Source organism: Acidimicrobiales bacterium (assembly GCA_041394185.1).
In the GTDB taxonomy this organism is placed as follows: Bacteria; Actinomycetota; Acidimicrobiia; order Acidimicrobiales; family Poriferisodalaceae; genus JAAETH01.
In genome coordinates this window covers 170,431-195,000 of record JAWKIQ010000005.1, presented here as the reverse complement: position 1 = coordinate 195,000, position 24,570 = coordinate 170,431, and the positions used below count along the sequence as shown (strand labels likewise).

Here is a 24,570-nt window from a genome sequence, read left to right as displayed (position 1 = left end):
AAGGACGGAAAGACCCCGTGGACCTTTACTATAGCTTGATGTTGAGTTTTGTTATGTGTTGTGTAGGATAGGTGGGAGACTAGGAAGCATTGGCGCTAGCCAGTGTGGAGTCATTGTTGAAATACCACCCTGCTCATGCTGGGGCTCTAACCTAGGTCCATTATCTGGATCGGGGACAGTGGCAGGCGGGTAGTTTGACTGGGGCGGTCGCCTCCTAAAGAGTAACGGAGGCGCCCAAAGGTTCCCTCAGACTGGTTGGCAATCAGGCGTCGAGTGCAATGGCACAAGGGAGCTTGACTGCGAGACCTACAAGTCGAGCAGGAGCGAAAGCTGGGCATAGTGATCCGGCGGTTGCGTGTGGAAGCGCCGTCGCTCAACGGATAAAAGGTACCCCGGGGATAACAGGCTCATCTTCCCCAAGAGTCCATATCGACGGGAAGGTTTGGCACCTCGATGTCGGCTCATCGCATCCTGGGGCTGAAGCAGGTCCCAAGGGTTGGGCTGTTCGCCCATTAAAGCGGTACGCGAGCTGGGTTTAGAACGTCGTGAGACAGTTCGGTCCCTATCCTCTGCAGCCGAAGGAGATTTGAGGAAGTCTGTCCCTAGTACGAGAGGACCGGGATGGACGCAGCTCTCGTGTGCCAGTTGTTCCGCCAGGAGCATGGCTGGTTAGCGACCTGCGGAAGGGATAACCGCTGAAGGCATCTAAGCGGGAAACCCGTTCGAAGATGAGTTCTCCCACCGGGTTAACCGGGTAAGGCCTGTGGTAGACCACCACGTTGATAGGCCGGATGTGTAAGTGCAGCAATGTATTCAGCAGACCGGTACTAATCGGCCGAGGGCTTGGATTATTCGCTCGTGCTCGCTATGGAGTACTCGAGGACACCTCGAGACAAACAAGATCGCCGCCTCCGTTCGGAGGCAGCTACCGGTTTCCGGTGGTGATAGCGTCGAGGCCACACCCGTTCCCATTTCGAACACGGAAGTTAAGCTCGACAGCGCCGATGGTACTTGGGGGTAGACCCCCTGGGAGAGTAGGACGCCGCCGGATTTCTTTGTCAGATAGCCGCCCCTCGGGGCGGCTATCGGCGTTTTTGCCCTACGATCGTGGTCCCTATGTCTTCTCCGTCTTCTCCGCGCAACCCCAGGCGTGGCGGTCCACCTCGACGCCCGTCCGATCCTCCGAAGGGCAAGCCCGGCTGGGGGCGCGTCGCACGCAAGGGTGCCGACTCGGCCCGCAGGTACGAAGACCGTGGCAACCCGCAGCCCGAACGTCAAAGCGGCCGCCCTGACCCTCAGGACGAGTGGCGTCGGGTCGATGGTGCCGGCCGTGGTGGTGGTGGCGGCGCCGGTCGCAAGTCGTCGTCGAGTAACCGTAAGGTCAAGGTCGACCGCTCGTCGCTTGGTGCAGTACCTGCGGACCAACGCGAGCGCACCGCCAAACGCCTTGGCGAAGCGGCCTCTGCGTTCTCCGACGAACGGTTCGAGGATGCGCGCAAGCTGCTGGTTCCGATGGCCGAGCGCTATCCGGGCGTGCCCGACATCGAGGAGCTGTTGGGATTGACCCTCTACCGGCTGGGTCGCTGGAAGGAAGCAATCCGGTCCCTTGAAGGCCTTTACGCCATGACTGGATCCACCGAACAGCACCCGGTGTTGGCCGATGCCTATCGGGCTCTGGGTGACCATGAGCGTGTCGCCGAGTTGTGGGACGAGCTGCGTCACGATCATCCCGATGCCGCCGTGATCACCGAGGGCCGCATAGTGCGGGCCGGCTCGCTTGCCGACCAGGGCGATGTCGAAGCTGCGATTCGGCTGTTGGAGCAGGGGCCTGTTCGCACAAAGGTTCCCAAAGACCACCACCTGCGTCTGTGGTACGCCCTCGCCGATCTCTACGAGCGTGCCGGCGATTCGCAGCGCGCCAGCCGGGGTTTCAAGCGGGTCGCAGAAGTCGATCCGTCGTTCGCCGACGTGCGGTCACGGCTGGGTTGACCGCAACGTTGCAGCTCATTGTGTGTTAGTACAGTTGCGCAACGAACATATGTTCGATACAATCACATCGTGTCCAAGGAACAGGTCCCTGGTGAGCTGATCGATGTCGACTGTGCGCTGTCGAAGGCGTTCGCCGTCGACTTCACGCTCCTAGACCCCGCTGCACTCAGAGACGCCGTGGCGCGTGTATCGGCTTTGCGCAATCGTATAGATGCGCTCGATGCAGCGGTCCTGGCCGCTGCCGATCAGCCATTGGTGTTCGCCCAGGGTCGCTTTGGGGGATCTGCCACCCTTCGCTCATACATGAGGTCGACTTCCAACGCACATGGCGGCGCTATCGCCGGCCGCACGCTGCGCGCTGATCGCCTGCGGCTGATGCCTTTGGTTCGCGATGCCTTCGAACGTGGCGACATCACGGCGGACCATGTGAAGGTCTTGGGTGAGCTGACGGGTTCACAGTTTTTCGAGGCTTTCATCGATGCCGAAGATCTGTTGGTCGAGTGGGCGATCACCATGTCCTGGACCGACTTTCACACTGCTATCCAAGCCTGGAAGCGCGCAGCCGACGACCGCGAACCCGATCTCAAGGATGAGAAGGACCGCGCGGCGCGTTCCGTCAGCCTCGTTCGGGCCTGGAAAGACCGCGGAGACCTTGCCGGAACCCTCACTCCCGAGGCCCGGGTCATTATCCGGGGCGAGCTCGCGCGAATCACGCAGCAGCTGCTCCAACACGACCGCTCCGAGGCTCGCAAAAGGCTCGGCAGAGACGACATCAGCAGTCATGATCTTGCGCGAAGCGCCAGGCAGCGTATGCACGACGCGCTTGTCATCATGGCTCGTAGGTCCAACGGAGCCCAGATGGGTGCCGACATGTCCGCACCCATCGTCCACGTGCGCGCCACGGCCGAGGCCGTCGAGGCAGCACTGCAGAAGGCGCACGGCATCGAGCCCGACTCCGTGCCTGCTGACCGCCTCGAGTGCGAGTTCGACGATGGTACGCCCATGACCTACGACCAGCTGGTCCGGTACGTCGTCGCCGGCGCCATCCACACCGTTGTTCTGTCGCAAGATGGGGCAGTGCTCAGATACGGCACCGGCCGACGGTTCTTCAGCCGTCACCAGAAGCTCGCCATGCAGTACCGCGACCGCTTCTGCTCTTGCGGGTGTGGCTTGTTGGCCCGCCAGGTCGACGCCGACCATCACCTGCCGTTCGAAGACGGCGGACCAACCGACCTCGAAAACGCGGTGCCGCGTTGCCGCACCACACACGCTCGCAAGACGGCAATCGAGAATCACGCCCGATCGGCGTCCAGGCGGCGAAAACAGGCCGAAGTTCGCGCCGACCGGATAGCGCAGAGCCGAAGTCCGATACACGGCTTGCCGCTGCCCTCGGTGTTCGGCCTTAGAGCCAACGACGAAGACGACGGTGTCACACCGTCCTGACAGAATTGCCCCGACTTCCCCCACACATGCTCGGGCGCCTCAGGCGCGCCACACAAGAGAAGCCAACAGTGGAGGAAGAAATGTCAAACGACGTCGATGTCGACGTATCCGTGGTGGTCGGGGTTCTGTCGTCCGACCCCGCCTGCAAGACGCTGCCCAGCGGCACGTGTATCTGCAATCTCGAAGTCACGGTGCGCACCGAAGGGGTCGCCACGAGATCGGTGCCGGTGGCCAAGTTCGATCCGCCTCGCAGCGTGGTGTCGCTGTCGAAGGGCGACCGGGTCGTGGTGGCAGGCGAGGTGGTTCGGCGGTTCTTTCGAGCCGGTGGCACCACGGTCAGTCGAACCGAAGTGGTCGCATCCGTGATCAGGCGCGATACGCCGGCCGCGCGCCGTGACATCGTCAAGTGGCTCAAAACGGCCACCGCCGAGCTGGTCGAGTGAACCAGCTCGGCGGTGGTGCCGAAGTGTTGATGTCCGGATGTGCCAGCGCTACTCGACGGTCCAGGTGCCGAGGCTGCGCAGCAGCTGGTCGATGTCGCCTGGGCCCTTGCGGGCGTTGGCGGCGGCAAGCTGATCGGCAACCGAAGACGTGTACTCGGGGCGTTCGACGCTGCGGAACACGCCGAACGGGGTAGGCGAGTGGTCGTCGGTGTTCAGCCTGGCAAGGGCAAAGGCCAGAGACGGGAACGGACTGTGCATGTTGTGCACCAAGATCCGGTCGATGCCCACATCGGACACCTCGGCCAGGCGCAACACGCCGTCGTCGCCCATCGTCACGCCGCGCTGCTTGTCGGCACCGAACAGGATCGGCTCTCCGTGAACCAGGTTGATCATCATGTCGTCGCGGTTCGACCGCTTGGTGATGTCGTTGAACTGGCCATCGTTGAACACGTTGCAGTTCTGGTAGATCTCGACGAACGAGGCGCCGCGGTGCTCGTGGGCGGCGCGGAACGTCTCCATCATGTGCTGGCGGTCGAGGTCGTGGGTGCGGGCCACGAAGCTGGCCTCTGCGCCCAAAGCCACCGACAGCGGGTTGAACGGCGGGTCGATCGAGCCCAGCGGGCTCGACTTGGTGACCTTGCCAACTTCCGACGTCGGCGAGAACTGACCCTTGGTGAGGCCATAGATCCTGTTGTTGAACAGCAGGATGTTCAGGTTGACGTTGCGTCGCAGGGCATGGATCAGGTGGTTGCCGCCGATCGACAGGCCGTCACCGTCGCCGGTGATGACCCACACGTTCAGGTCGGGCCTGGCCACAGCGAGACCGGTGGCGATCGCCGGGGCGCGGCCGTGGATCGAGTGCATGCCGTAGGTGTTCATGTAGTACGGGAAGCGGCTAGAGCAGCCGATACCCGAGATGAACACCGTGTTCTCGGGGTTGACGCCCAGGTCGGGCATCACCTGCTGGACGGCCTGGAGGATTCCATAGTCGCCGCAGCCGGGGCACCAGCGCACTTCCTGGTCGCTCGCCCAGTCCTTCTTGGTGGTCAGGGTGACGGGGGTGTCGCTCATGATGCGCTCCTAGCAGCAACGATCGCGTCTTCGATTTCTTGGATTCGGAACGGAAGGCCCGCAACCTTGCTGATCGAGCGGGCGTCGACCAGGTACTTCGAGCGGACCAGATTGCACAGCTGACCCTTGTTCAGCTCGGGAACCAGGATCTTGTCGTAGCGACGCAACTTGTCGCCCAAGTCGTTGGGCAGTGGGTTGAGATGCTCGAGATGGATCCAGGCCAACTTGTGGCCGGCCCGCCTCTGACGCTCGACCGCAGAGTGAGTGGCCGCCCAGGTCGAGCCCCAGGTCAGCATGCACATGTCGGCGTCGACGTCGCCCTTGACCTCGAGCTCGGGGTAGTCGGCCGCAATGCGGTCGATCTTGGCCTGGCGCAGGTCGCCCATCAGCTGATGGTTCTCTGGAGTGTAGTTGACGTTTCCGGTCTTGTCGGCCTTCTCGAGGCCGCCGACTCGGTGCATCAGGCCCGGTGTACCCGGGATTGCCCACGGGCGGGCGAGGGTGTCCTCGTCGCGCAGGTAGGGCAAGAACACCGGGTTGCCGTCTTCGTCGGTCCCGTTGAAGTCGGTGGTGTATGGCACCGAGATGTCGGGCAGCTCGGCGGTGTTGGGGATGCGCCACGGCTCGGACCCGTTGGCCAGGTAACCATCGGACAACAAGATGACCGGGGTGCGGTACTTCAGCGCAATGCGGGCTGCTTCGATGGCTGCGTGGAAGCACTGGGCGGGGCTGTAGCTGGCGACGATCGGCAGCGGAGCCTCACCATGGCGACCGTAGAGCGCCAGGTTCAGGTCGGCGGCCTCGGTCTTGGTGGGCAAGCCCGTCGAAGGACCACCACGCTGGATGTCGATGATCAGCAACGGCAGTTCGATCGATACCGCCAACGAGATCGTCTCGCTCTTGAGGGCCACGCCCGGACCGCTGGTGGTGGTGATGCCGAGGTGACCGGCGAACGCGGCGCCAAGAGCCATGCCGACGGCGGCGATCTCGTCTTCGGCCTGCACGGTGCGCACGCCGAAGTGCTTGTGCTTGGACAGCTCGTGAAGGATGTCAGAGGCAGGGGTGATCGGATACGAACCCAGGGTGACCGGCAGCTTGGCCAGCTGCCCTGCAGCGACGAGGCCCCAGGCGAGGGCGGTGTTGCCCGTGATGCTGGTGTATTCACCCGCAGGCAGCGAGGCCGGCTTGACCTCGTAGCGATGGCCGACCTGCTCGGTGGTCTCACCGAAGTGGAAGCCGGCCTTCAGTGCAGCAGAGTTGGCCTGAACGACCTGTTCGCGGCCTGCGAACTTCTCCTCGATCCAGTCGAGAGTCGGCTGAACCGGACGGGTGTACATGAACGACACCAGACCCAGAGCGAAGAAGTTCTTCGAGCGCTCGGCATCGCGGGGCTTGACGCCGAAGGGTTCGCACGCGTCACGCGTCAGCGACGACATGGGAACCTTGATGACGCGATAGCCGTTGAGGGTGCCATCTTCGAGAGGGTTGGCGTCGTAGCCGGCCTTGTCGAGGTTGCGCTCGTCGAAGGCGTCCTCGTTGACGATCACCGTGCCGCCGGTCTCGAGACGGCTCAGGTCGGCCTTGAGAGCGGCCGGGTTCATCGCCACCAACACGTTGGGCTCGTCGCCCGGTGTGGTGATGTCGTGGTCGGAGATGTGAACCTGGAAGCTCGATACTCCGTTTACGGTGCCCTGCGGGGCCCTGATCTCGGCGGGGAAGTCGGGCAGCGTCGACAGGTCGTTGCCGAACGACGCGCTCACGGAGGTGAAGCGATCACCTGTGAGCTGCATACCGTCGCCGGAGTCTCCTGCGAATCTGACGACGAGCCGGTCTAGGGCTCGCTCCTCGGACTGGTCGACCGTGTCGGTCATGATGGCTGTCCTCCTTGCCCGGCCTCGTTGCCGGGTGGACGTGATGAGGCTTCTCTCACCCTACCGATCGGCTACCTGATATTCAGATATAGCCAAGGTGAGTGACCCTCATACTTTACGTTTCGCCGAGCCGAGAACGTGCACCCGGTACGCTGCCGCCCGATGGCATGGGTTCTTGACCTCGACGGTGTTGTTTGGATTGGGCCCGAGCCCATACCCGGAGCGGCTGAAGCCGTGGCCCGGCTTCGCTCGGCAGGGCACAGGGTTCTGTTCGTCACCAACTTCAGCGCTCTGACCGTTGCCGATGCCGAGGCCAAGCTGGCCGCGGCCGGAATTCCGGCCGCTGGAGACGTCATCACCTCGGCGATGGCCGCGGGCAGCCTGGTGAGCGAAGGCGAGACGGTTCTGGTGGCTGGTGGGCCCGGAGTGGTCGAGGCCGTCGCCGCGGCCGGTGGTGTCGTGGCCGGGCCCGACGTGCCGCCAGAGCGGATCGATGCCGTCGTCGTCGGGTTCCACCGCGAGTTCGACTTCGCACGGGTGACCCGAGCGGCCAGGGCCCTGCATGCGGGGGCCAGGCTGGTGGCGACCAACCTCGATCCGACCTACCCCACCCCCGAAGGTCTCGAGCCGGGTAACGGTGCGCTGGTGGCGGCCATCGCCACGGCGGGCAAGGTCGAGCCCACCGTTGCGGGCAAGCCCTATGCGCCCGTCGCCGAACTGGTGCACCGCACCCTGGGGACGGTGGCGGGCGATCCGGCAAATCGCGGCCGCCACGTCGTGGTGGGTGATCTGGCCGCAACCGACGGGGCCCTCGCCCGGAGATTGGGCTTCGAGTTCGCCCTGGTTCTCAGCGGCGTGACGGCGCCCGAGCAGGTGCCGACCCTCGACCCTGCGCCCGATGTGGTGGCGCCAGACCTGGCTTCGCTGGTCGACGACCGACTGCAACCCGGGAACTGAACGGCAGGCGCCTGCCTCGAGCTAGCGGATGGGCCCGTCGTAGGGCGGGAGGTCGTTGCCGTAGGGCGGGGTCGGGTCTTCGACGCGGCCGCCGTGGCGGTTGTCCCACCAGCCGGCGTCGTTCCCAACGTATGCGGTGCGCCACAGCGCCCGGCGGGCCCGCAGGCTTTCGCGCACCGCGAGGGCGAACAACACCCCGAACACGAAGCCGCCGATGTGAGCCCAGCGGGCGATTCCGCTGTCGTCGGCCAGGAAGAACTGCGACACCAGCCAGGCCACCAGCAGCCACTTGGCGGCAATCTCGACGAAGAAGACGAAGATGGCGAACACCAGGGTTCGGACGCGAGCGTTGGGGAACCACACCAGATAGGCGCCCATCACGCCCGCGATTGCGCCGGACGCCCCGATGATGGGAATGGTGGAGTCGAACCCGAACGCCAGGTGGGTGGCGGTCGCGGCGATGCCCGACACCAGGTAGAAGACGATGTATTTGATCTTGCCCAGGTGATCTTCGACGTTGTTGCCGAAGATCCACAAGAACAACATGTTGAAGCCCAGGTGGAAGATGTCGCCGTGCAGGAACATCGAGGTGATCACCGCCAGAAGCGGCTGCTTGTCGGGGAAGGCCACCGGCCCCGTCGCTTGAGCATCGTCGCAGGCGGTGGTGTCGCGCCCGCTGATGGTCTCGACGATCTGGTCGGTGGTGAGGGGGTCGCCGCGTGAGATCTCGCACGGTATGGCGGCGTATTGGTAGCTGAACTCGAGCCCCTCGCTGGTGTCGGCCCGCGGCTGGATCAAGAAGAAGACGGCGATGTTGATCGCGATGAGCACGACCGTGACCCAGGCCAGACCGCGCGTGGGGTTCTCGTCGTGCAGGGGGATCACGGCTTCGACTCTAGTCATCGCAGGCGGTGCTCACCGGCTGGCTGTCTCACCGCGGTGGTAGCGTGCGCGCCTGGAATGACCCGTCGAAGACTCGATCTCGAACTGGTGCGCAGAGGGCTTGCGCCGAGTCGCCAATCGGCGCGCTCGTTCGTCGATCAGGGTCGGGTCACGGTGGGTGGTGCCCCGGCGCTCAAAGCCTCCCGCATGGTTGGCGTCGACGAACCCATCGCATTGGCCGCGGCCGATCGTGAGTTTGCAAGCAGGGGCGGCCACAAGCTAGACGCAGCACTCGACGCGTTCGAGATCTCGGTCCGGGGCCTGCGGGTGCTCGACGCCGGCGCCTCCACGGGCGGGTTCACCGACTGTGTGCTGCAGCGCGGTGCCTCGTCGGTCGTGGCCGTCGACGTCGGGTACGGCCAGCTGGCCCTGCACCTGCGCGACGACCCCAGGGTCGATGTGCGCGAACGCACCAACGTCAGGCACCTCGACCCCGCTTCGGTCGATCCGCACGTCGACCTGGTCGTTGCCGACCTGTCGTTCATTTCGCTGCTGACCGTCTTCGAGCCCTTGCTGGCCGTGTGCGCACCCGGTGCACAGATGGTGTTGCTGGTGAAGCCCCAGTTCGAAGCGGGCCGCTCTGAGGCGTCGCGCGGTGGTGGTGTCATTCGCGATCCCGCGGTTTGGGAGGCGGTTCTGCACAAGGTGACGTCGGAGATCGCCCTCCGGGGCACCATCATGGGTGTGATGCTGTCACCCGTCCGAGGCCCCCGCGGAAACCGCGAGTTCCTGCTGCACGTCGGGGTTGCGCGCCCCGAGCCCGGGGTCGATGTGGACGCAGCCATCGAAGTGGCCGTCGCGACGGCCTGCGCCGAGGAGGGCAACGTTCGATGAGCTCACCACATTCGCCGTCCGGCGAACGACGTTCGATGTTCATGGTCGTGCATCCCGATAGGGCGCTGGCCGACGAAGCCGCGCACTCGGTGGTGGCGTGGTGTCATCGCAACGGCTGGGGCATCTTCCTCACCGCAGCCGATGCCGACCGGCTCGAACTGCCCTCTCTGGGCACAGCCGACGCCGATCTCGACACCGTGGTGGCCGGAACCGACCTGGCCGTAAGCGTCGGCGGCGATGGCACCATGCTGTTCGCCAGCGGGCTGACGGCGGCCCACGGTGTGCCCATTCTGGGCGTGAACACCGGCAGGCTGGGCTACCTGACCGAGGTCGAGCCCGACGAGATCGACCATGCACTCGACGAGATAGCCGCCGGGCGCTACCGGGTCGAAGATCGCATGCGGGTCGATCTGGTTCTCGAGCGCGCCGACGGCACGGTCGAGGGCCCGTGGAGCGCCCTCAACGAGGGGGTGGTCGAGAAGCGATCGCAGGGTCACACCGTTCACCTGGCGGTCGACTTCCACGGCAACCGGTTCAACACCTACTCCGCCGATGCGCTCATCGTGGCCACCCCAACGGGTTCGACCGCGTACTCGATGTCGGCTCGTGGCCCCATTGTCGAACCCACCCACCGGGCCATCTTGTTCACGCCTGTCAGCCCCCACACCTTGTTCGACCGCTCGTTGGTTCTCGACTGGACCACCGAGGTGCGAATCACCGTCGAGGGCGACAGGGACGCGATCTTGTCGGTCGACGGGTGGGCGCGGGCCCGGCTCGAGCCCGGCGACTGCGTAGCAGCACGCACATCCTTGCTGCCAACACATCTGGTCAGCTTCGGACGACGGACCTTTCACCAGGTCCTGACCTCGAAGTTCGGTCTCAGCAAGGAGTTCTGACGTGCTCGTCGAGCTGTCGGTTCGCGATCTCGGGGTCATCGAAGACCTCCGGCTGGTGCTGGGTGGCGGCATGACCGCACTCACCGGCGAAACCGGTGCCGGAAAGACACTGGTCGTACAGGCGATACAGCTGCTGACAGGAGGCAAGGCCGACTCTTCGCTGGTTCGCCCTGGCGCCGAAGAAGCAGTCGTCGAAGGTCGGTTCGTCCACGGAGACGCCGAGGTCGTTGTCTCCAGGGTCATTCCGGCCAGCGGCCGCAGCCGCTCATATATCGACGGGCGTATGGCCAACAGCGCCCAATTGGGCGACCTGGGCTCAGAGCTGGTCGACCTGCACGGACAGCATGCTCACCAGTCGCTGCTGGCCCCGGCGGTGCAGCGTGCCGCCCTCGACGACCACGCGGGTGTGAGCCTCGAAGCACTTCACGCGGCCCGCGCCAGCGTCAGGCGCATCGAAACCGAACTGGCCGAAGTGGGCGGCGACGCGAGGGCCCGAGCCCACGAGATCGACCTGTTGCGATACCAGATCGCAGAGATCGAGGATGCGGCCATCGCCGGCGCCGACGAGGACTCGACGCTCGAAGACGAAGAAGACCTGCTGGCCGATGCCCACGCCCACCTCGAGGCCGCGTCGGGTGTGCGCGAGGCGGTCGCCGGCGACGGCGGCGCCCTGGATTCCGTGGGTCTGGCGCTGTCGATGCTGGCCGGGCGTTCACCGTTTCGCGAGGTCGAGCGGCGGCTGCGGTCTGTTCAGGCCGAACTCGACGACGTGGCCACCGAGACGCGGGCGGCTGGCGAAGGCATCGAGGACGACCCCGAACGGCTTGTCCAGGTCCGCGCTCGGCGCCAGCTGCTCAGAGACCTCACCCGCAAATACGGCGACTCGCTGGCCGAGGTCATCGAGTTTGCCGAGCGGGCCCACGAGCGACTCGACCAGCTCGAGCGACACGACGAGCTGGCCGGCGAACTGGAACAGCGGCTTGCCGTGGCCCACAGCCAGGTGGCAGCCGAGGCCAAGCTGGTTGCCGAGGCCCGACGCGAGGCGGCGAGCCCGTTGGCCCAGGCGGTCACCGCGCGGCTTCCCGACCTGGCCATGGGTCGAGCCCGTGTCGAGGTCGTGGTCGGTGGTGCCGACCCTGGTGACGATGTCGAGTTCTTGTTCGCTGCCAACAGCGGCTCGCCCCTGCTGCCACTGAACAAGGTGGCTTCCGGAGGCGAGCTGGCCCGGGTGATGTTGGCGCTTCGGCTGGTGCTGTCGGCAGGCCCCGAAACCCTGGTGTTCGACGAGGTCGACGCCGGCATCGGCGGCGAGGCGGCGATTGCGGTCGGCGAGTCTTTGGCCAGGTTGGGGGCAGATCATCAAGTTCTAGTGGTCACACACCTTCCGCAGGTGGCTGCTTTTGCCGACGAGCATGTTGTGGTGACAAAGGTCGACGATGGCAGCGGGGCTCAGAGCCGCATCGAAGCTGCGCGCGACGAGCGCCGAGTCGTCGAGTTGGCTCGCATGTTGGCCGGTCGCCCCGACTCGTCCGCGGGCCGCGAGCACGCGGGCGAGCTGTTGGCCTTGGGCGCATCGGTACGAGAGCAGCGAGGCTGACCATCGTGTTCACCCGCCGCCGATCTGACCTCGCTGCCGACTCGTCGGGGTCGGCGAACGTGACCGGCAGGGCCAAGGGCGATCGGCGCACCAAGAACCTGATACCCAGGCTCGAGCCTGGCGACATCGCGATGGTGTACCACCAGGACATCGACAGGGTTGCCGCCGAGGGTCTCATCGCGGCCGGTGTCGCCGCGGTCGTCAACGCCAACTCGTCGATGTCGGGCCGCTACCCCAACCTGGGGGCGATGCTGATCACCCAGTCGGGTATTCCGTTGCTCGACGAGGTGGGGGTCGAGACACTTTCCGAGATCCCCGATGGGGCGGTGGTGTCGATCGACGGTGATTCGCTGTATGTCGACGGCGAGTTGCACGGCAAGGGCGTCAGGCAAGACCGCGAAAGCCTCGAGCAGCGTTATGAGGCTGCCAAGATCGCCATCACCGGCGAGTTGACCGACTTCGCAGCCAACACCCTCGAGTACATCGCATCCGAACCGCATCTGATCACCGACCGGCCCGAGTTACCCGATCTCAGGGTCGACATCAGCCGGCGCCACGTGTTGGTGGTGGTCAGAGGGCTCGACTATCGCGAAGACATGCTCGCGCTGAGGCGCATCGGCTATGTCAGCGATCTGCGGCCGATCCTCATCGGTGTCGATGGCGGAGCGGATGCCCTCATCGAGAACGGCTACACACCAGACATCATCTTGGGCGACTTCGACTCGGTTTCTCAAGACGCCCTGCGCAAGGGTGCCGAGCTGATCGTTCACGCCTATGCCGGAGGTGATGCCCCCGGAGCCGCCCGCCTCGATCGGCTCGGTTTCGAGTACAAGGTGTTCGAGGCCCCCGGCACCTCAGAGGACGTGGCGCTGAACCTGGCCTTCGAAAAGGGAGCAGAGCTGATCGTCCTGGTGGGCTCGCACACCTCGATGATCGATTTCTTCGACAAGGGCCGCGCCGGCATGGCGTCGACCTTTCTGACCCGCATGAAGGTGGCACCCATCCTGGTCGACGCCAAGGGTGTGTCTCGCCTCTATCGCACCAGCGTTCGCAAACGCGACCTGTCGTTGCTGGTGTTGTCCGCACTGTTCACGATCATCGTCATCGCCGCGGTAACCGAGCCCATCCGGCTCGTGCTGCGGACGCTCTGGTTGAATCTGACCTGACCAATGATCAACCTCCGCTACCACATCGTCTCTATCGTCGCAGTGTTCCTGGCCCTCGGAATCGGCGTCGCTCTGGGCTCGTCGTTCGTCGACGGGTTCGTCGTCGAGACGCTCAGGCGCAACGTCGACTCGCTCGAGGCCGACCGCGACAACCTTCGCTCCGACGTCGACCTGTTGCAGAACGAACTCGACGCCACCCGCGAAGCCCACAACGCCGAACTGGACACCCTGTTGCCGCTGTCCATCAGCGAGCGGTTGTCGGGGCGGCCGGTGATGATAATCGCCACCCAGGGCGTCGACTCGGCCGAATGGGAGCAGGTTCGCGACACGGTCATCGATGCGTCTGCGACCTATGAGGGCACCCTTTGGCTGTCGGACAGGCTAGACCTCAGCCAGGAGTCGAACAGGGCCGACATCGCCGAGGTGCTGGGGTTGGTGACCGATCGCGAGTCGGTGGTGCGCCCGGCGTTGTTCCTGAGGTTGGCCAGGGCCATGTTCCCCGGCCCCACCAGCGACATCGAGGTGGGCGACAATCCGTTGGTGTTGTTGCGCGATGCCGCCTTGCTGTCGTTCGACAACGAACAGGCGCGCACGGGCGCATTGGGTGAGGTGCCCATACCCGGGACCTTCTACGTCATCGTGGGCGGCGAAGATGCCGTTCTGACGCCCGAACAGTTCGTTATTCCGCTGCTGACCAAGGCCGTAGACGAACAACTCGACCCGTGGGCCGTAGCAGTTCAGGCCCGTCCGTCCGACTCGGACGTATCCCGCGACTCATACGTGGGGGTGTTGCGGGCCGATCCGTTGCTGGCCCAGACGGTGGCCACCGTCGACTCTGTCGACACGTTCGACGGCGTCTTGTCGCTGGTGTTGCTGGCCGAACGCCGCGAGGTGGCTCACCTGGGGGTCGCCGCGTCTGCCGTCGACGGCCGCCTGCCCGAACCGTGAGCACGGTCGACGAAACGCCACCGGACTCGTCGGTCGTGGCGGTGGTACCGGCCTTCGACCGGGCCGATTCGGTTGGCGCCACCGTCGAGGCGCTGCAATCGATCGCCGCGGTGGCTCGGGTGATCGTGGTCGACGACGGTTCTGGTGACGACACCGCTGCGGTGGCGGCCGCGGCCGGCGCGCAGGTGGTGACCCTTCGACCGAACCAGGGCAAGGCGGCCGCCGTCTTGGCAGGGTGTCAGGCCACCGACGCCGACGTGTTGCTGTTCGTGGATGCGGACACGGGTTCCACAGCGGTTCAGGCCGAACGCCTGGTGGGGCCCGTGCTGTCGGGCGAACTCGACATGAGCATCGCCGTGCTGCCGGCTGCAGGCGCACGGGGCGGGTTCGGCCTGGTGCGAGACTTCGCCGCTGCAGTACTGCAGATCGGCACCGGCACACGTTTCGAGGCCCCGCTATCGGGCCAACGGTGCGTCAGGCGATCGGTGGTAGACGCTTTGGGGCCCGTCGACCGGTTCGGTCTGGAGGTGGCGCTGACCCTCGACGCCGCACAGGCGGGTCTGCGCGCCGCAGAGGTCGAAGCCGAGTTCGATCACAGGCACACCGGCCGCTCGTTGGCCGGATTTCGTCACCGGTTGCGCCAAGGCCGCGACCTCTACCGTGCCGGTGCCTCACGCCTGGGCCACAAGGTCATGGTCCGTGCTTTGTGGTCGTCGGTGCGCGGTAGGTTCTGGGCGTGATCGTCGCCATCTCGTTCGCTGCGGCCGCTGTCGTCGCTTCGCAGATGTGGCTGGCGTTGCGCACCCCTTTGTCGAACCCGTCGCTGCTGCGCACCAACTTCCGTGGCAACGAGATACCGGCCATCGCAGGGGTGATCGTGCTCATCGTGGCCACGATCGGTTCTCTGATCGTGTTGGCCCTGTCGAGCTCGGTCGATTCGGCGGTGGCCTTCGCCGGGTTTCAGGCCGCAGCCGGCTTCGGTGTGCTGGGGATGCTCGACGACCTCGGCGCCGATTCCAGCGGGGGCGGTTTCGGGGGGCACCTGCGGGCCCTCAGGAACGGCAAGGTCACAACGGGCCTGGTGAAGCTGATCGGCGGGGGAGTGGTGGCCGCCATGACCGCCGGCATCATCTCACCAGACCTGGCCGGATGGGTCAGGGACACGCTTGTGATAGCGCTGTCGGCCAACCTGGCGAATCTGTTCGATCGCGCTCCGGGACGCACGACCAAGGTGGCCGTCATCGCTTTCGTGGCCTTGGCCGCCTCGACCGCGCTGGCCCCAGAGGTCTCGATAGCTGCGCTGGCGGTCGGTGCCGCTGTGGGGCTGGCTCCGTTCGAACTGGGCGAACACCTGATGCAGGGCGACACGGGGGTCAACGTCGTCGGCGCCCTGTTGGCCGTCTCGGCGGTGGCCACTTGCCCCGACGTTGCGCTGTGGATCGTGCTGGCGGTGGTGCTGGCTCTGAACCTGATCAGCGAGCGGGTGTCGTTCTCGAAGGTCATCGCCGCGAATCGGGTTCTGAGGGCCATCGACATGGCCGGTCGGGCGGTGTAGGTTGAACTCCCGACCGAAAACTACACGGCTGTCATTTTTCGGAAGGGAAGCCCTGTGACCAAGCACATCTTCGTTACCGGAGGCGTTACGAGCTCTCTCGGCAAGGGCATCACGGCGTCGTCTCTGGGGCGGCTGCTGAAGGCCAGGGGCCTGCGGGTGACGATGCAAAAGCTCGACCCGTACATCAACGTCGACCCCGGCACGATGAACCCCTACGAGCACGGCGAGGTGTTCGTCACCGACGATGGGGGCGAGACCGACCTCGACCTCGGGCACTACGAGCGGTTCATCGACGAGAGCCTCACCCGCGATTCCAACGCCACCACCGGCTCGATCTACCAGGCGGTTCTGGCCGCGGAGCGGCGCGGCGACTATCTGGGAAAGACCGTGCAGGTCATCCCGCACATCACAGACGAGATCAAGTCGCGTATCTCCAGGCTGGCCAGAGCCGATGTCGACGTGGTCATCACCGAAGTCGGTGGCACCGTGGGCGACATCGAGATCTTGCCGTTCCTCGAGGCCATAAGGCAGTTCCGCCTCGACGTGGGCCGCGACAACGTCTGCTACGTGCACGTGACGCTGGTGCCGTTCCTGGGGCCGTCGGGTGAACAAAAGACCAAACCGACCCAGCACTCGGTCACCGAGTTGCGCAGCCGCGGTATACAACCCGACGCCATCGTGCTTCGCAGCGAAAAGCCGGTCGAATCCGACCTCAGGGCCAAGATCTCAAGGCTGTGCGACGTCGAGTTGTCCGGCGTGGTCAACGCCGCCGACGCCAGCAACCTCTACCAGGTGCCGTTGACCCTTCACGCAGAGGGCCTCGACTCGTTTTGTGCGAGCGCTTGCGCCTCGCAGATCTGGCCATCGACCTGACCGAGTGGCAGACCCTGGTCGAGCGGGTCGAGAACGCGGTCACACCCGTCCGGATCGGCATCGTTGGCAAATACATCGAGCTACCCGACGCCTACCTGTCGGTCGCCGAGGCCCTGCGCCACGGCGGCTATCACCACGGTGCCGATGTCGATTTGGAGTGGATCCAGGCCGAGGAGGTCGAGGGCCTGTTGGCCGCGGATCGCCTTCACGATCTCGACGGCATAGTCATTCCGGGCGGGTTCGGCGAGAGGGGCGTAGAGGGCAAGATCGCAGCCGCCCAGTACGCCCGCGAGAACGAAATCCCGTGTCTGGGTCTGTGCCTGGGCCTGCAGACCATGGCGATCGAGTTCGCCCGCAACGTGTTGGGTCTGGTGGGTGCCAACAGCAGCGAGTTCGACCCTGGCACCGACCACCCGGTGATCGACCTGATGGACGCCCAACGCGATGTCACGGACAAGGGCGGCACGATGAGGCTGGGCACGTATCCGGCCAAGCTCGCAGACGACAGTCGGGTCGCCGCGATCTATGGCTCGAACCTGGTTTATGAGCGCCACCGACATCGCTGGGAAGTCAACAACAACTATCGCGCCCGGTTGCAGGATGCCGGTCTGAGGTGCAGCGGCTTGTCGCCCGACGATCGCCTGGTCGAGTTCATCGAGCTCGAGGACCATCCGTTCTGGATCGGCACCCAGGCCCACCCCGAGCTCAAGAGCCGACCCAACAGGCCGGCGCCGCTGTTTCGGGCTCTGATCGGCGCCGCCTTGGCTCGCGCCGAGGGCCGCAACCCGCACCTTCTCGACGTCGACTCGATCGAGGCGCTGTGACTTCCCCCGAATTCGAGCAGCTCGACGAGACGGTCCGCTATCAGGGCCGCATGGTTCGCATGTCGACCCTGCACTTTCGCAGCCCCGACGGTGAGGTCTTCGAGCGCGACTTCGTCTTCCACCCCGGTGCGGTGGCGGTTCTGCCCATAGCCGACGACGGCTCGTACGTGCTGGTCCGCCAGTACCGCACGCCGCTGGGTCGAGAAACCCTCGAGCTGCCGGCAGGGGTCCGCGACAAGGATGGCGAGGACGCTGCGGGTGCTGCCGCCAGGGAACTCGCCGAGGAAACCGGCTATGTAGCGGACCACATGGAAGCGCTGGTCAGCGTCCACACCGCTCCTGGCTTTTCCAACGAAGAGGTCTCGATCTTCGTCGCCACCGGCCTGCACCAGCAGGGCCGCGAGGCAGACGGCGTCGAGGAACAGCACATGAGCGTGGTCGAGCTGACGCCGGCCGAGTTCGACGCCATGGCCATTTCGGGTGAGATAACCGACGCCAAGACCCTTCTGGCCGTCTACCAATACCGCTGTCTGGCGTGAATGAGCCCGCCGAGCCGGTCATACGACCAGAGCTCGACGAGTTCTTGACCTGGTTCGCGGTCGAGCGAGGCAGGGCGCCCAACACGGTCAGCGCGTACAGGCGCGATCTGGTCGCCTATCTCGAATGGCTGGGTCCTCGCGGGCCACGCGAGGCATCGGAGAGCGACGTCGTCGCCTATGTGGGTTACCTGCGTTCGCTGGGGCGGGCGCCGTCGACGGTTGCGCGCGCCACCGTGTCGGTGCGTGCTCTGCACCGGTTCCTGGCCGCCGAGGGCGGCGCCACAACCGACCCGACCGCCGCGGTTGATGTTCCCCGGGTTCCGCGAGGTCTGCCGCGTGCGCTCAGCGTCGATCAGGTGCAGGCATTGTTGGCCTCGCCGGTGGGCGACGACCCCCTGACCCGCCGAGATCGTGCCATCCTCGAGACCCTCTACGGCACCGGAATGCGCATCTCGGAGTTGGTGGGGTTGTCGCTGGCAGACGTAGACCTGGGGTCGCGGCTCATTAGGGCGTTCGGAAAGGGCCGTCGCGAGCGCATTGTGCCCTTCGGGCGTCACGCAGCGGCCGCCCTGGGTGATTGGCTGTCGGGCGCTGGTCGGGGGGCGCTGGTAGCCGACCGGTCGCAGTCGCGCGCTGACGCCGAGGCGGTGTTCTTGAACGCTCGTGCGGGCCGCCTGAGTCGTCAGGGAGCCTGGCTGGTGGTTCGCAAGCACGGTGAGCGGGTCGGCTTGGGACCCGATCTGTTGACCCCGCACGTGTTGAGGCACTCGTGTGCCACCCATCTGCTCGAGTTCGGTGCCGACATAAGGTCGGTCCAGGAGCTGTTGGGGCACGTGTCGATCTCGTCGACCCAGCGTTATACGGCGGTGTCTCAGGAGCGACTCAGGAAGGTGTACGACAGCGCTCACCCGCGGGCGCGGCGCGAATGAGCCCCGGGTCGGGCAACCTGTAGGCGTGGATCGGACAAAGCCATGACCGACGTGTACCTGGCTCTGGCACTGGTGGGTGTGATGATGCCGTCGCTGATCATCCACGAGATCGCGCATGCCTGGACGGCCGATTTCTTCGGAGACCCAACCGCCAGGCGGGCCGGTCGCATCACCTTGAACCCTCTCAAGCACATGGATCCCATCGGCACCGTCGTGCTTCCGGTGGCGCTGGCTCTGGTGGCCCCGTTCGTGATCGGGTTCGCCAAGCCGGTGCCTGTGGTGCCCACGAATCTTCGGCGTCCGCGCCTGCACAGCCTGTTGGTGGCTTTGGCAGGGCCGGGGTCGAACTTCGCGCTGGCCGCCGCAGCGATGCTGGTGTTCCAGATCGTGCGGCCCGAGCGCGAGGCGATCCTCTGGTACGTGTTGGCGCTGACCGCTGTGGTCAATGTGGTGCTGGGGCTGTTCAACATGTTGCCGATTCCGCCGCTGGATGGCTCGGCGATAATCGAGTTCGCGATCCCGATGCGCTGGCGCCCGGCTTGGTACCGCGTTCGCATGTTCGGGTTCTTCATACTGTTGGGTGTGTTCTTGATGTTCAGGTCGGCTTTGGATCCGATCTTTGAGTGGGCGATCCGTTTGTGGCAGGTGCAGCAGTGAGCCGGGTCGAGCACCTGGCTAGGCGGTTTTTCTGGTCGTTGAAGTCGGTAGAGGTCGATCCGGTCGATCTCGATTGGGCGCGTTCGGCGTTGTCTGGCCCCGAGTTTGCGTTGTTCGAGAAGATGAGGACCCACGACCAGGTTCACTCGATCGCTGTAGCCCGTGATGTTGCCGCCGAGCTGGAGTTGTCCGAGCGTTCGTGGGTGGTGGCGGCTGCTTTGCTGCACGATGTGGGCAAGGTCGAGTCTGGGGTTGGTGTGGCGGGCCGCGTGGTGGCAGCTGTGCTCGAACCCGTGATGCCCGACCGTTTCGTGGAGAAGCTGGCGGGCGCACCCGGCTGGGCCGGACGCGTCGGCGCCCATCTTCGCTACACCGAGATGGGCGCTGTGTTGCTGGGTTCGGTCGGCAGCGACCCCAGGGTGCGGGCCTGGGCACGGGAACATCACCTGGACAGGTCCAGGTGGACGGTGCCCCCGGTCGAGGGTCTGGCGCTGAGGGCCGCCGACGATCGGGCCATGTCGGGAGTCGACGGCGGAGTGGCTCGCAGTTGAGCGGGTTCTTCCGGTGGTCGATGGGGGCCGTTGTGTTGCTGATGGTGGCCCTGTTGGCGGGCTGTTCAGACGATGCGGAGCCCACGGTCACCCCGCCTTCGGTGTTGCAGACCACGACCTCTTCGGTGACGACCGTGGTCTCGTCGACGACGGTGCCGGCAGGCACCGCCACCACCGGCGCCGTCACCGATGCGACCACGACCACTACTACGACGACGACCACCACCACGGTGCCCGCGCCTTTGCCGCCCGTGGAGGCACTGTCGGGCGTCGAGTTCGATGCTGTGACCGTCGCCGAGTTCAGCTTTCCGACAGGGGCGGCGGTCGGACCCGATGGCGCTTTCTATGTCGTGGGTCAGTTGGGCCCGGTGTGGCGGTTCGATCCAGCCGTTGGGGGCGAACCCGTCATGGTTCTGGACCTGTCCTCGCGCACGTCGGTCCTCGAGGGTGGGTCGTCGGAGACGGGGGTGTTGGGCATCGCGTTCAACCCGGTCGACGGCCGTATGTTCGTCCACTTCACCGATCGCGATGGAGCCAACGTGGTGGCGTCGTGGGAGCTTTCGGACGGTGTGGCCGAAGAGGCTTCCGAGCGGTTTGTGCTGGGCCAGTCGCAGCCCGGCCCCGGCCACAACGGGGGAGGCATGGCGTTCGCCCCCGACGGAACGCTGTTCGTGGGCATCGGCGACGGCGGGGCTTCCAACGGCAACGACGCCCGCGACACCACCAACTTCCTGGGAACCGTGCTGCGGGTGACACCTCGCACCGACGCTGCGGGCTATGACGTACCGGGCGACAACCCGTTCGTCGGTGTCGACGAGATAGCGGACGAGATCTGGGCCTATGGGTTCCGCAATCCGTGGCGGATCTTCCTGGATGTGGCCACGGGCGACCTGTGGGTGGGCGACGTGGGCAACTCGACCACCGAGGAACTGAACGTCGTCTCGGCCGCGGGCGCTGTTCGCGACTTTGGCTGGAACGAGTACGAGGGGACGCGACGCATCCGCAACCGCGGTGTCTCGGAGGTGGTTCCTCCCGTCCACGAGTGGGGTCGCGACATCGGATATGCGTCGATCGGTGGCGTGGTGCTGCGCGGCCAGGCTTATGGGGCGCTCGACGGGGCTGTGGTGTTCGGTGACCTTGGCGGGGTGGTCATGATCCTCGGCGATGGTGGGGTGGAGGTGCGCCGTCCCCGGGTGCCCGGGCTGGTTTCGTTGAACATCGGCTCTGATGACCGGTTGTACGGTCTGGTCATCTGGGGCGAGATGGTGCGCATGGATCTGCGAGGAATATGAGCGGTCGCAGGTCGAATCTGCTGAGGGCGCGAACCGAACCACCCGCGCTTCGTGGTCTGCTGCACGAGGCCGCAGCCGTAGCGGTGGCGCTGGTTTGTGTGCCGCTGGCGATCGCCGCCGACGGACCCCTGGCCACCGCGGCGTTGACAGTTCACCTGGTGACCTTGCTGGTGTTGCTGTGCACCAGCGCGTTCTATCACCGGCACGCTCCTGACGATCGGGTGCGACGCCTGGCGAGGCGGCTCGACCACGCGGCCATCTACGGCCTCATCGCGGGGTCGTACACGCCGGTTCTGACCCTGGCGCTGGAACCCTGGCTGGGCCTGCCAGCCCTGGTGGTGGTGTGGGCGGTTGCCATCAACTCGATGAGCATCAAGTTGCGTCGACTCGAGCTGGGGCAAGAGCGCATGCACAGCTGGATGTACGCAACCCTGGCGGGTGCTGCGGTGGTGTTGCTGCCGTGGATGGTGTCGTCGATGGGCTGGGCCACGGTGGGTGTGATCGTGGCTGGCGGCGCCGTCTATCTGCTCGGCGGGTTGGTGTTGATAGCTCGCAGGCCAGACCCGTGGCCCTCGACCTTCGGTTTTCACGAGACCTGGCACCTGGCCGTGCTGATAGGCGCTGCGTTGCACCTGGGCGTCAGCGTCTCCCTCGCCACCTGACCCTCCCGAAGTGTCTGTCCCCAGCGCCCCTATCGGGGCGCCGGATCAGTACGCTTCGACCGATGATCGATCAGCGAACGTTCTTCAGGACGCTGAACAGCCTGGTAGAGCCCGCGGTGAAGACCGGCATCGGCAGCTCGTGCCTGGGCCCTGGAGCGGTCGTGGTGCAGACCATCGGCCGCAAGAGCGGGTTGCCCAGGAGGGTTCCGTTGCTCGGTGTGCGTCTGGGCGACGCGGTGGTCGCGTCGACCGTGCGGCCCAACAGCCAGTGGGTCATGAACCTCGAAGCCAACCCCGAGGCTCAGGTGTGGACAGCGGGCCGGCGCCACAATGCGACTGCCCGCGTGTCGAAACTGCCCAACGGCGGTTCGCTGGTGCGATTCGAACTGGCGTAGGCGCTCTGAGGTAGGTTGCCCCGACGGGGTTGGGAGGGGCAGCCGATGAGCATCGTCAGCAGCAAGACCAGCGGGGGCGTCTGCACGATCAGCCTCGACGACGTCGAGCGTAAGAACTCGTTGACGCCGCAGCTCCTGGCCGAGTTGATGGACGCCTGCGACGCGGCCGAGGCCGACGATTCGGTGCGGGTAATTGTGCTGACCAACTCGGGGAACACTTTCTGCGCCGGGGCCAACCTGGCGCAGAGATCTGGCCGGTCGGCCAGCGAAGAGCCGGTCCGCCAGGTTGAGGCTTCGGACCTGTTCGGCCGGTTTCTGAACTCGCCAAAACCCTATGTCGGCAAGATCAATGGCCACTGTGTCGCAGGCGGTATGGGCATAGCGGCGTCCGTGGACATCTCCATTGCGATCGACACGGCCAAGATGGGCTTCACCGAGGTGAGGATCGGCGTGGCCCCGGCGATGATCGCCGTGGTGTGCCTGCCGAAGATGCGGCCTGCGGACGCCAGAGCCGCCATCTTGCGCGGCAACCGGTTCCTGGCCCCCGAGGCGGTGCGAATGGGCCTGATCAATGCGGCCGTGCCGGCCGACCAACTGGACGCTGCGGTCGACGAGGTCGTCGCCGATCTGCTGGCTGGCGGCCCCGCCGCTCTGGCCGCGGCCAAGGAGATAATCGCCCAGGTGCCTCCGATGCCGGTCGCCGACGCATTCGAACTCATGTCGCGGCGAAGCGCCGAGATGTTCCGCAGCGATGAGGCACGCGAGGGCATGGCTGCGTACCTCGAAAAGCGACCCGCTAGCTGGATTCCGAAATCGACCTGAGCGGCCGGGCCGGCGACCAGGTCAGTCGAGAGCCGAGCCGAGTTCGACCTCCATCGCAGCCAGGTCTATCCGGTTCAGCAGGTTCGAGAAGGCCAGCCACGCGGCCAGCGCCGAAACATCGGAGACGTTGGGCGGCAGGATCGCCGGCCTGGCGACCACACCTTGTTCGGTTAGCCGCGAGAAGAGGCCCAGCTCGCGGATGGCCAGCTTGCCCACCCACAACAGCGGCAGCCGGTCGAGCAGACCTTTCCTGACTGCGAGGCGCATCGCGTCGTAGACCTCGAGAAAGCCGCGGATGTAGACCAGGTCCTTGGTGAAGGGGCCGCCGGTGGGGGTGCTGCCCCTGAACACGCGCACAGCCGAGGTCCAAGCGTTGGCGTCGTCGAGGCCCTCGTCGATGAACCATCGATAGACGTCGAGGAAGGTCGCCCCCGAGGCCGCCATGCCGATGGCGTGCATGCGTCGCGTGATCTTGGCGAGGCGGCTGGGGGTAGACGAAAGGGTGGTTATCTCGGAGAAAACGGCCAGCCCCTCCTGGGTGACCGTGGTGGACGGGGTTCCCTTGCCCAGGAACGTGCACCACGGCTGGCGCCGGCCGTTCAGCGAGGTGGCCACGTGCACCCACCCTTCGTGAACCTCGAGCACCCGCAGGTCTCGGTCTGTGAACTCGGCGTCGGCCCGCAGCTTGATGTAATCGGAGCCCGCAGCCGCGTCGGCGACGATGCCGTCGTCGAGGATCACGCTTATCTGTTCGTCTCCCCAGACCGAGGACAGGCGCCGGCCCAGGATCTTGACGGCCACCGACGCGTCGAAGCTGCGCCCTTCGGGGGCTTCCCAAGGTCCGTCGGCGATGCTGGTGAGGGCGTCGTCCATGATCTCGCCGAGTTCGAGCAGGGAGGGGCCACCGGGGTGCGTCAGGTCGTTGACGCCGCCGTACAACCCGGTCGACAGGGGAGTGAAGGCCGTGGTTCCACGAGCGCCCAGCATCTCGATGACCGTCATGTACTCGTCGACCCGGCTGGTCATCAGCGAACCCACCGCTGAATCGCCCATCTGGTTCGTGATGCGCGCCCTCAGTGCCTCGAATCCGGCGATCTGGGATTGCGGGTCGAACCCCAGAGCCCGGTTCTGCAGGTAGTAGTCGCGGTCTACCTGGGGTTGAGAGCCGGCCCCAGCGGCGAAGAACCTGGCCCGCACCGAGTCGTCCCACGCCACCGCGTCCAACACCCGGATTGGCCTCTGAAGCTCGACCAGAGCATCCGAGAGTTCTCTGATGGTCTCGAGCGGAACCTCGGTGGGGTCCATCGCCGTCTT

25 protein-coding genes and 2 rRNA genes (1 of these 27 only partly in view) are annotated in these 24,570 nt (G+C 65.6%); 23 read left to right on the top strand and 4 right to left on the bottom strand.

The window, feature by feature from the left end:
• From R2770_21035 to R2770_21015, 5 genes are all read left to right on the top strand, one after another.
• A 23S ribosomal RNA gene (locus tag R2770_21035) occupies positions 1-851 on the top strand (it extends 2,204 nt beyond the left edge of the window).
• A gap of 83 nt (positions 852-934) precedes the next feature.
• Positions 935-1,051: ribosomal RNA gene (gene rrf / locus R2770_21030) — 5S ribosomal RNA — on the top strand.
• 65 nt (positions 1,052-1,116) lie between these two features.
• Complete coding sequence (locus tag R2770_21025; GenBank protein MEZ5282948.1) at positions 1,117-1,989, top strand: tetratricopeptide repeat protein; 873 nt, start codon at positions 1,117-1,119, stop codon at positions 1,987-1,989.
• Positions 1,990-2,058: 69 nt separating this feature from the next.
• The gene (locus R2770_21020; protein ID MEZ5282947.1) at positions 2,059-3,432 is read left to right on the top strand and encodes a hypothetical protein; all 1,374 of its coding nucleotides are present in this window, start codon (positions 2,059-2,061) and stop codon (positions 3,430-3,432) included.
• Between the two features lie 80 nt (positions 3,433-3,512).
• Positions 3,513-3,875 carry a single-stranded DNA-binding protein gene (locus R2770_21015; GenBank protein ID MEZ5282946.1) on the top strand — a complete coding sequence of 121 codons (363 nt, stop codon included), beginning with the start codon at positions 3,513-3,515 and terminating at the stop codon, positions 3,873-3,875.
• A 48-nt stretch (positions 3,876-3,923) separates the two neighbouring features.
• On the opposite strand, the gene R2770_21010 is transcribed toward R2770_21015, so the two are convergent.
• Positions 3,924-4,946 carry a 2-oxoacid:ferredoxin oxidoreductase subunit beta gene (locus R2770_21010; protein ID MEZ5282945.1) on the bottom strand — a complete coding sequence of 341 codons (1,023 nt, stop codon included), beginning with the start codon at positions 4,944-4,946 and terminating at the stop codon, positions 3,924-3,926.
• Complete coding sequence (locus tag R2770_21005) at positions 4,943-6,817, bottom strand: 2-oxoacid:acceptor oxidoreductase subunit alpha (GenBank protein ID MEZ5282944.1); 1,875 nt, start codon at positions 6,815-6,817, stop codon at positions 4,943-4,945. The genes R2770_21010 and R2770_21005 overlap by 4 nt, the downstream gene beginning before the upstream one ends.
• 162 nt (positions 6,818-6,979) lie before the next feature.
• Between R2770_21005 and R2770_21000 the strand changes: the two genes are divergently transcribed.
• The gene (locus R2770_21000) at positions 6,980-7,774 is read left to right on the top strand and encodes an HAD-IIA family hydrolase (protein MEZ5282943.1); all 795 of its coding nucleotides are present in this window, start codon (positions 6,980-6,982) and stop codon (positions 7,772-7,774) included.
• A gap of 21 nt (positions 7,775-7,795) precedes the next feature.
• Here R2770_21000 and R2770_20995 read toward each other — a convergent pair whose 3' ends face one another.
• Positions 7,796-8,659, bottom strand: a complete 864-nt coding sequence (locus tag R2770_20995) for a rhomboid family intramembrane serine protease (GenBank protein MEZ5282942.1) — start codon at positions 8,657-8,659, stop codon at positions 7,796-7,798.
• 75 nt (positions 8,660-8,734) lie between these two features.
• Here R2770_20995 and R2770_20990 point away from each other — a divergent pair, with 75 nt between their 5' ends.
• The 17 genes from R2770_20990 to R2770_20910 all read left to right on the top strand — a co-directional run bounded on the left by R2770_20990 (position 8,735) and on the right by R2770_20910 (position 23,256).
• Complete coding sequence (locus R2770_20990) at positions 8,735-9,550, top strand: TlyA family RNA methyltransferase (GenBank protein MEZ5282941.1); 816 nt, start codon at positions 8,735-8,737, stop codon at positions 9,548-9,550.
• Positions 9,547-10,446 (top strand): NAD(+)/NADH kinase, encoded by a 900-nt coding sequence (locus R2770_20985; protein MEZ5282940.1) that lies wholly within the window; start codon positions 9,547-9,549, stop codon positions 10,444-10,446. The genes R2770_20990 and R2770_20985 overlap by 4 nt, the downstream gene beginning before the upstream one ends.
• A 1-nt stretch (position 10,447) precedes the next feature.
• Positions 10,448-12,043 (top strand): DNA repair protein RecN, encoded by a 1,596-nt coding sequence (locus R2770_20980; protein MEZ5282939.1) that lies wholly within the window; start codon positions 10,448-10,450, stop codon positions 12,041-12,043.
• 5 nt (positions 12,044-12,048) lie between these two features.
• Complete coding sequence (steA, locus tag R2770_20975; protein MEZ5282938.1) at positions 12,049-13,209, top strand: putative cytokinetic ring protein SteA; 1,161 nt, start codon at positions 12,049-12,051, stop codon at positions 13,207-13,209.
• A 3-nt stretch (positions 13,210-13,212) separates the two neighbouring features.
• Positions 13,213-14,157 carry a copper transporter gene (locus R2770_20970; GenBank protein MEZ5282937.1) on the top strand — a complete coding sequence of 315 codons (945 nt, stop codon included), beginning with the start codon at positions 13,213-13,215 and terminating at the stop codon, positions 14,155-14,157.
• Positions 14,154-14,897, top strand: a complete 744-nt coding sequence (locus R2770_20965; GenBank protein MEZ5282936.1) for a glycosyltransferase — start codon at positions 14,154-14,156, stop codon at positions 14,895-14,897. Before R2770_20970 ends, R2770_20965 begins: the two co-directional genes overlap by 4 nt.
• Positions 14,894-15,712 (top strand): hypothetical protein, encoded by an 819-nt coding sequence (locus tag R2770_20960; protein ID MEZ5282935.1) that lies wholly within the window; start codon positions 14,894-14,896, stop codon positions 15,710-15,712. The genes R2770_20965 and R2770_20960 overlap by 4 nt, the downstream gene beginning before the upstream one ends.
• Before the next feature lie 54 nt (positions 15,713-15,766).
• Positions 15,767-16,585, top strand: a complete 819-nt coding sequence (locus R2770_20955) for a CTP synthase (GenBank protein MEZ5282934.1) — start codon at positions 15,767-15,769, stop codon at positions 16,583-16,585.
• Positions 16,555-17,409, top strand: coding sequence for a CTP synthase (locus R2770_20950; GenBank protein MEZ5282933.1), 855 nt, complete (start codon positions 16,555-16,557; stop codon positions 17,407-17,409). Before R2770_20955 ends, R2770_20950 begins: the two co-directional genes overlap by 31 nt.
• Positions 17,406-17,948 carry an NUDIX hydrolase gene (locus R2770_20945; protein MEZ5282932.1) on the top strand — a complete coding sequence of 181 codons (543 nt, stop codon included), beginning with the start codon at positions 17,406-17,408 and terminating at the stop codon, positions 17,946-17,948. The genes R2770_20950 and R2770_20945 overlap by 4 nt, the downstream gene beginning before the upstream one ends.
• Positions 17,945-18,877 (top strand): site-specific tyrosine recombinase, encoded by a 933-nt coding sequence (locus tag R2770_20940; GenBank protein ID MEZ5282931.1) that lies wholly within the window; start codon positions 17,945-17,947, stop codon positions 18,875-18,877. The genes R2770_20945 and R2770_20940 overlap by 4 nt, the downstream gene beginning before the upstream one ends.
• Before the next feature lie 42 nt (positions 18,878-18,919).
• On the top strand, positions 18,920-19,534 hold the full coding sequence (locus R2770_20935) for a site-2 protease family protein (protein ID MEZ5282930.1): 615 nt from the start codon (positions 18,920-18,922) through the stop codon (positions 19,532-19,534).
• Positions 19,535-19,572: 38 nt separating this feature from the next.
• Positions 19,573-20,085: an HD domain-containing protein gene (locus R2770_20930; GenBank protein ID MEZ5282929.1), complete on the top strand. Its 513-nt coding sequence runs from the start codon at positions 19,573-19,575 to the stop codon at positions 20,083-20,085.
• Complete coding sequence (locus R2770_20925) at positions 20,082-21,377, top strand: PQQ-dependent sugar dehydrogenase (GenBank protein MEZ5282928.1); 1,296 nt, start codon at positions 20,082-20,084, stop codon at positions 21,375-21,377. Before R2770_20930 ends, R2770_20925 begins: the two co-directional genes overlap by 4 nt.
• Positions 21,374-22,039: a hemolysin III family protein gene (locus R2770_20920; protein MEZ5282927.1), complete on the top strand. Its 666-nt coding sequence runs from the start codon at positions 21,374-21,376 to the stop codon at positions 22,037-22,039. The genes R2770_20925 and R2770_20920 overlap by 4 nt, the downstream gene beginning before the upstream one ends.
• 62 nt (positions 22,040-22,101) lie before the next feature.
• Positions 22,102-22,434, top strand: coding sequence for a nitroreductase family deazaflavin-dependent oxidoreductase (locus tag R2770_20915; protein MEZ5282926.1), 333 nt, complete (start codon positions 22,102-22,104; stop codon positions 22,432-22,434).
• A gap of 45 nt (positions 22,435-22,479) precedes the next feature.
• A complete protein-coding gene (locus R2770_20910; GenBank protein MEZ5282925.1) occupies positions 22,480-23,256 on the top strand; it encodes an enoyl-CoA hydratase-related protein in 777 nt (258 codons plus the stop codon).
• A 21-nt stretch (positions 23,257-23,277) separates the two neighbouring features.
• On the opposite strand, the gene R2770_20905 is transcribed toward R2770_20910, so the two are convergent.
• A complete protein-coding gene (locus tag R2770_20905) occupies positions 23,278-24,561 on the bottom strand; it encodes a flavohemoglobin expression-modulating QEGLA motif protein (GenBank protein MEZ5282924.1) in 1,284 nt (427 codons plus the stop codon).
• Between the last annotated feature and the right edge of the window lie 9 nt (positions 24,562-24,570).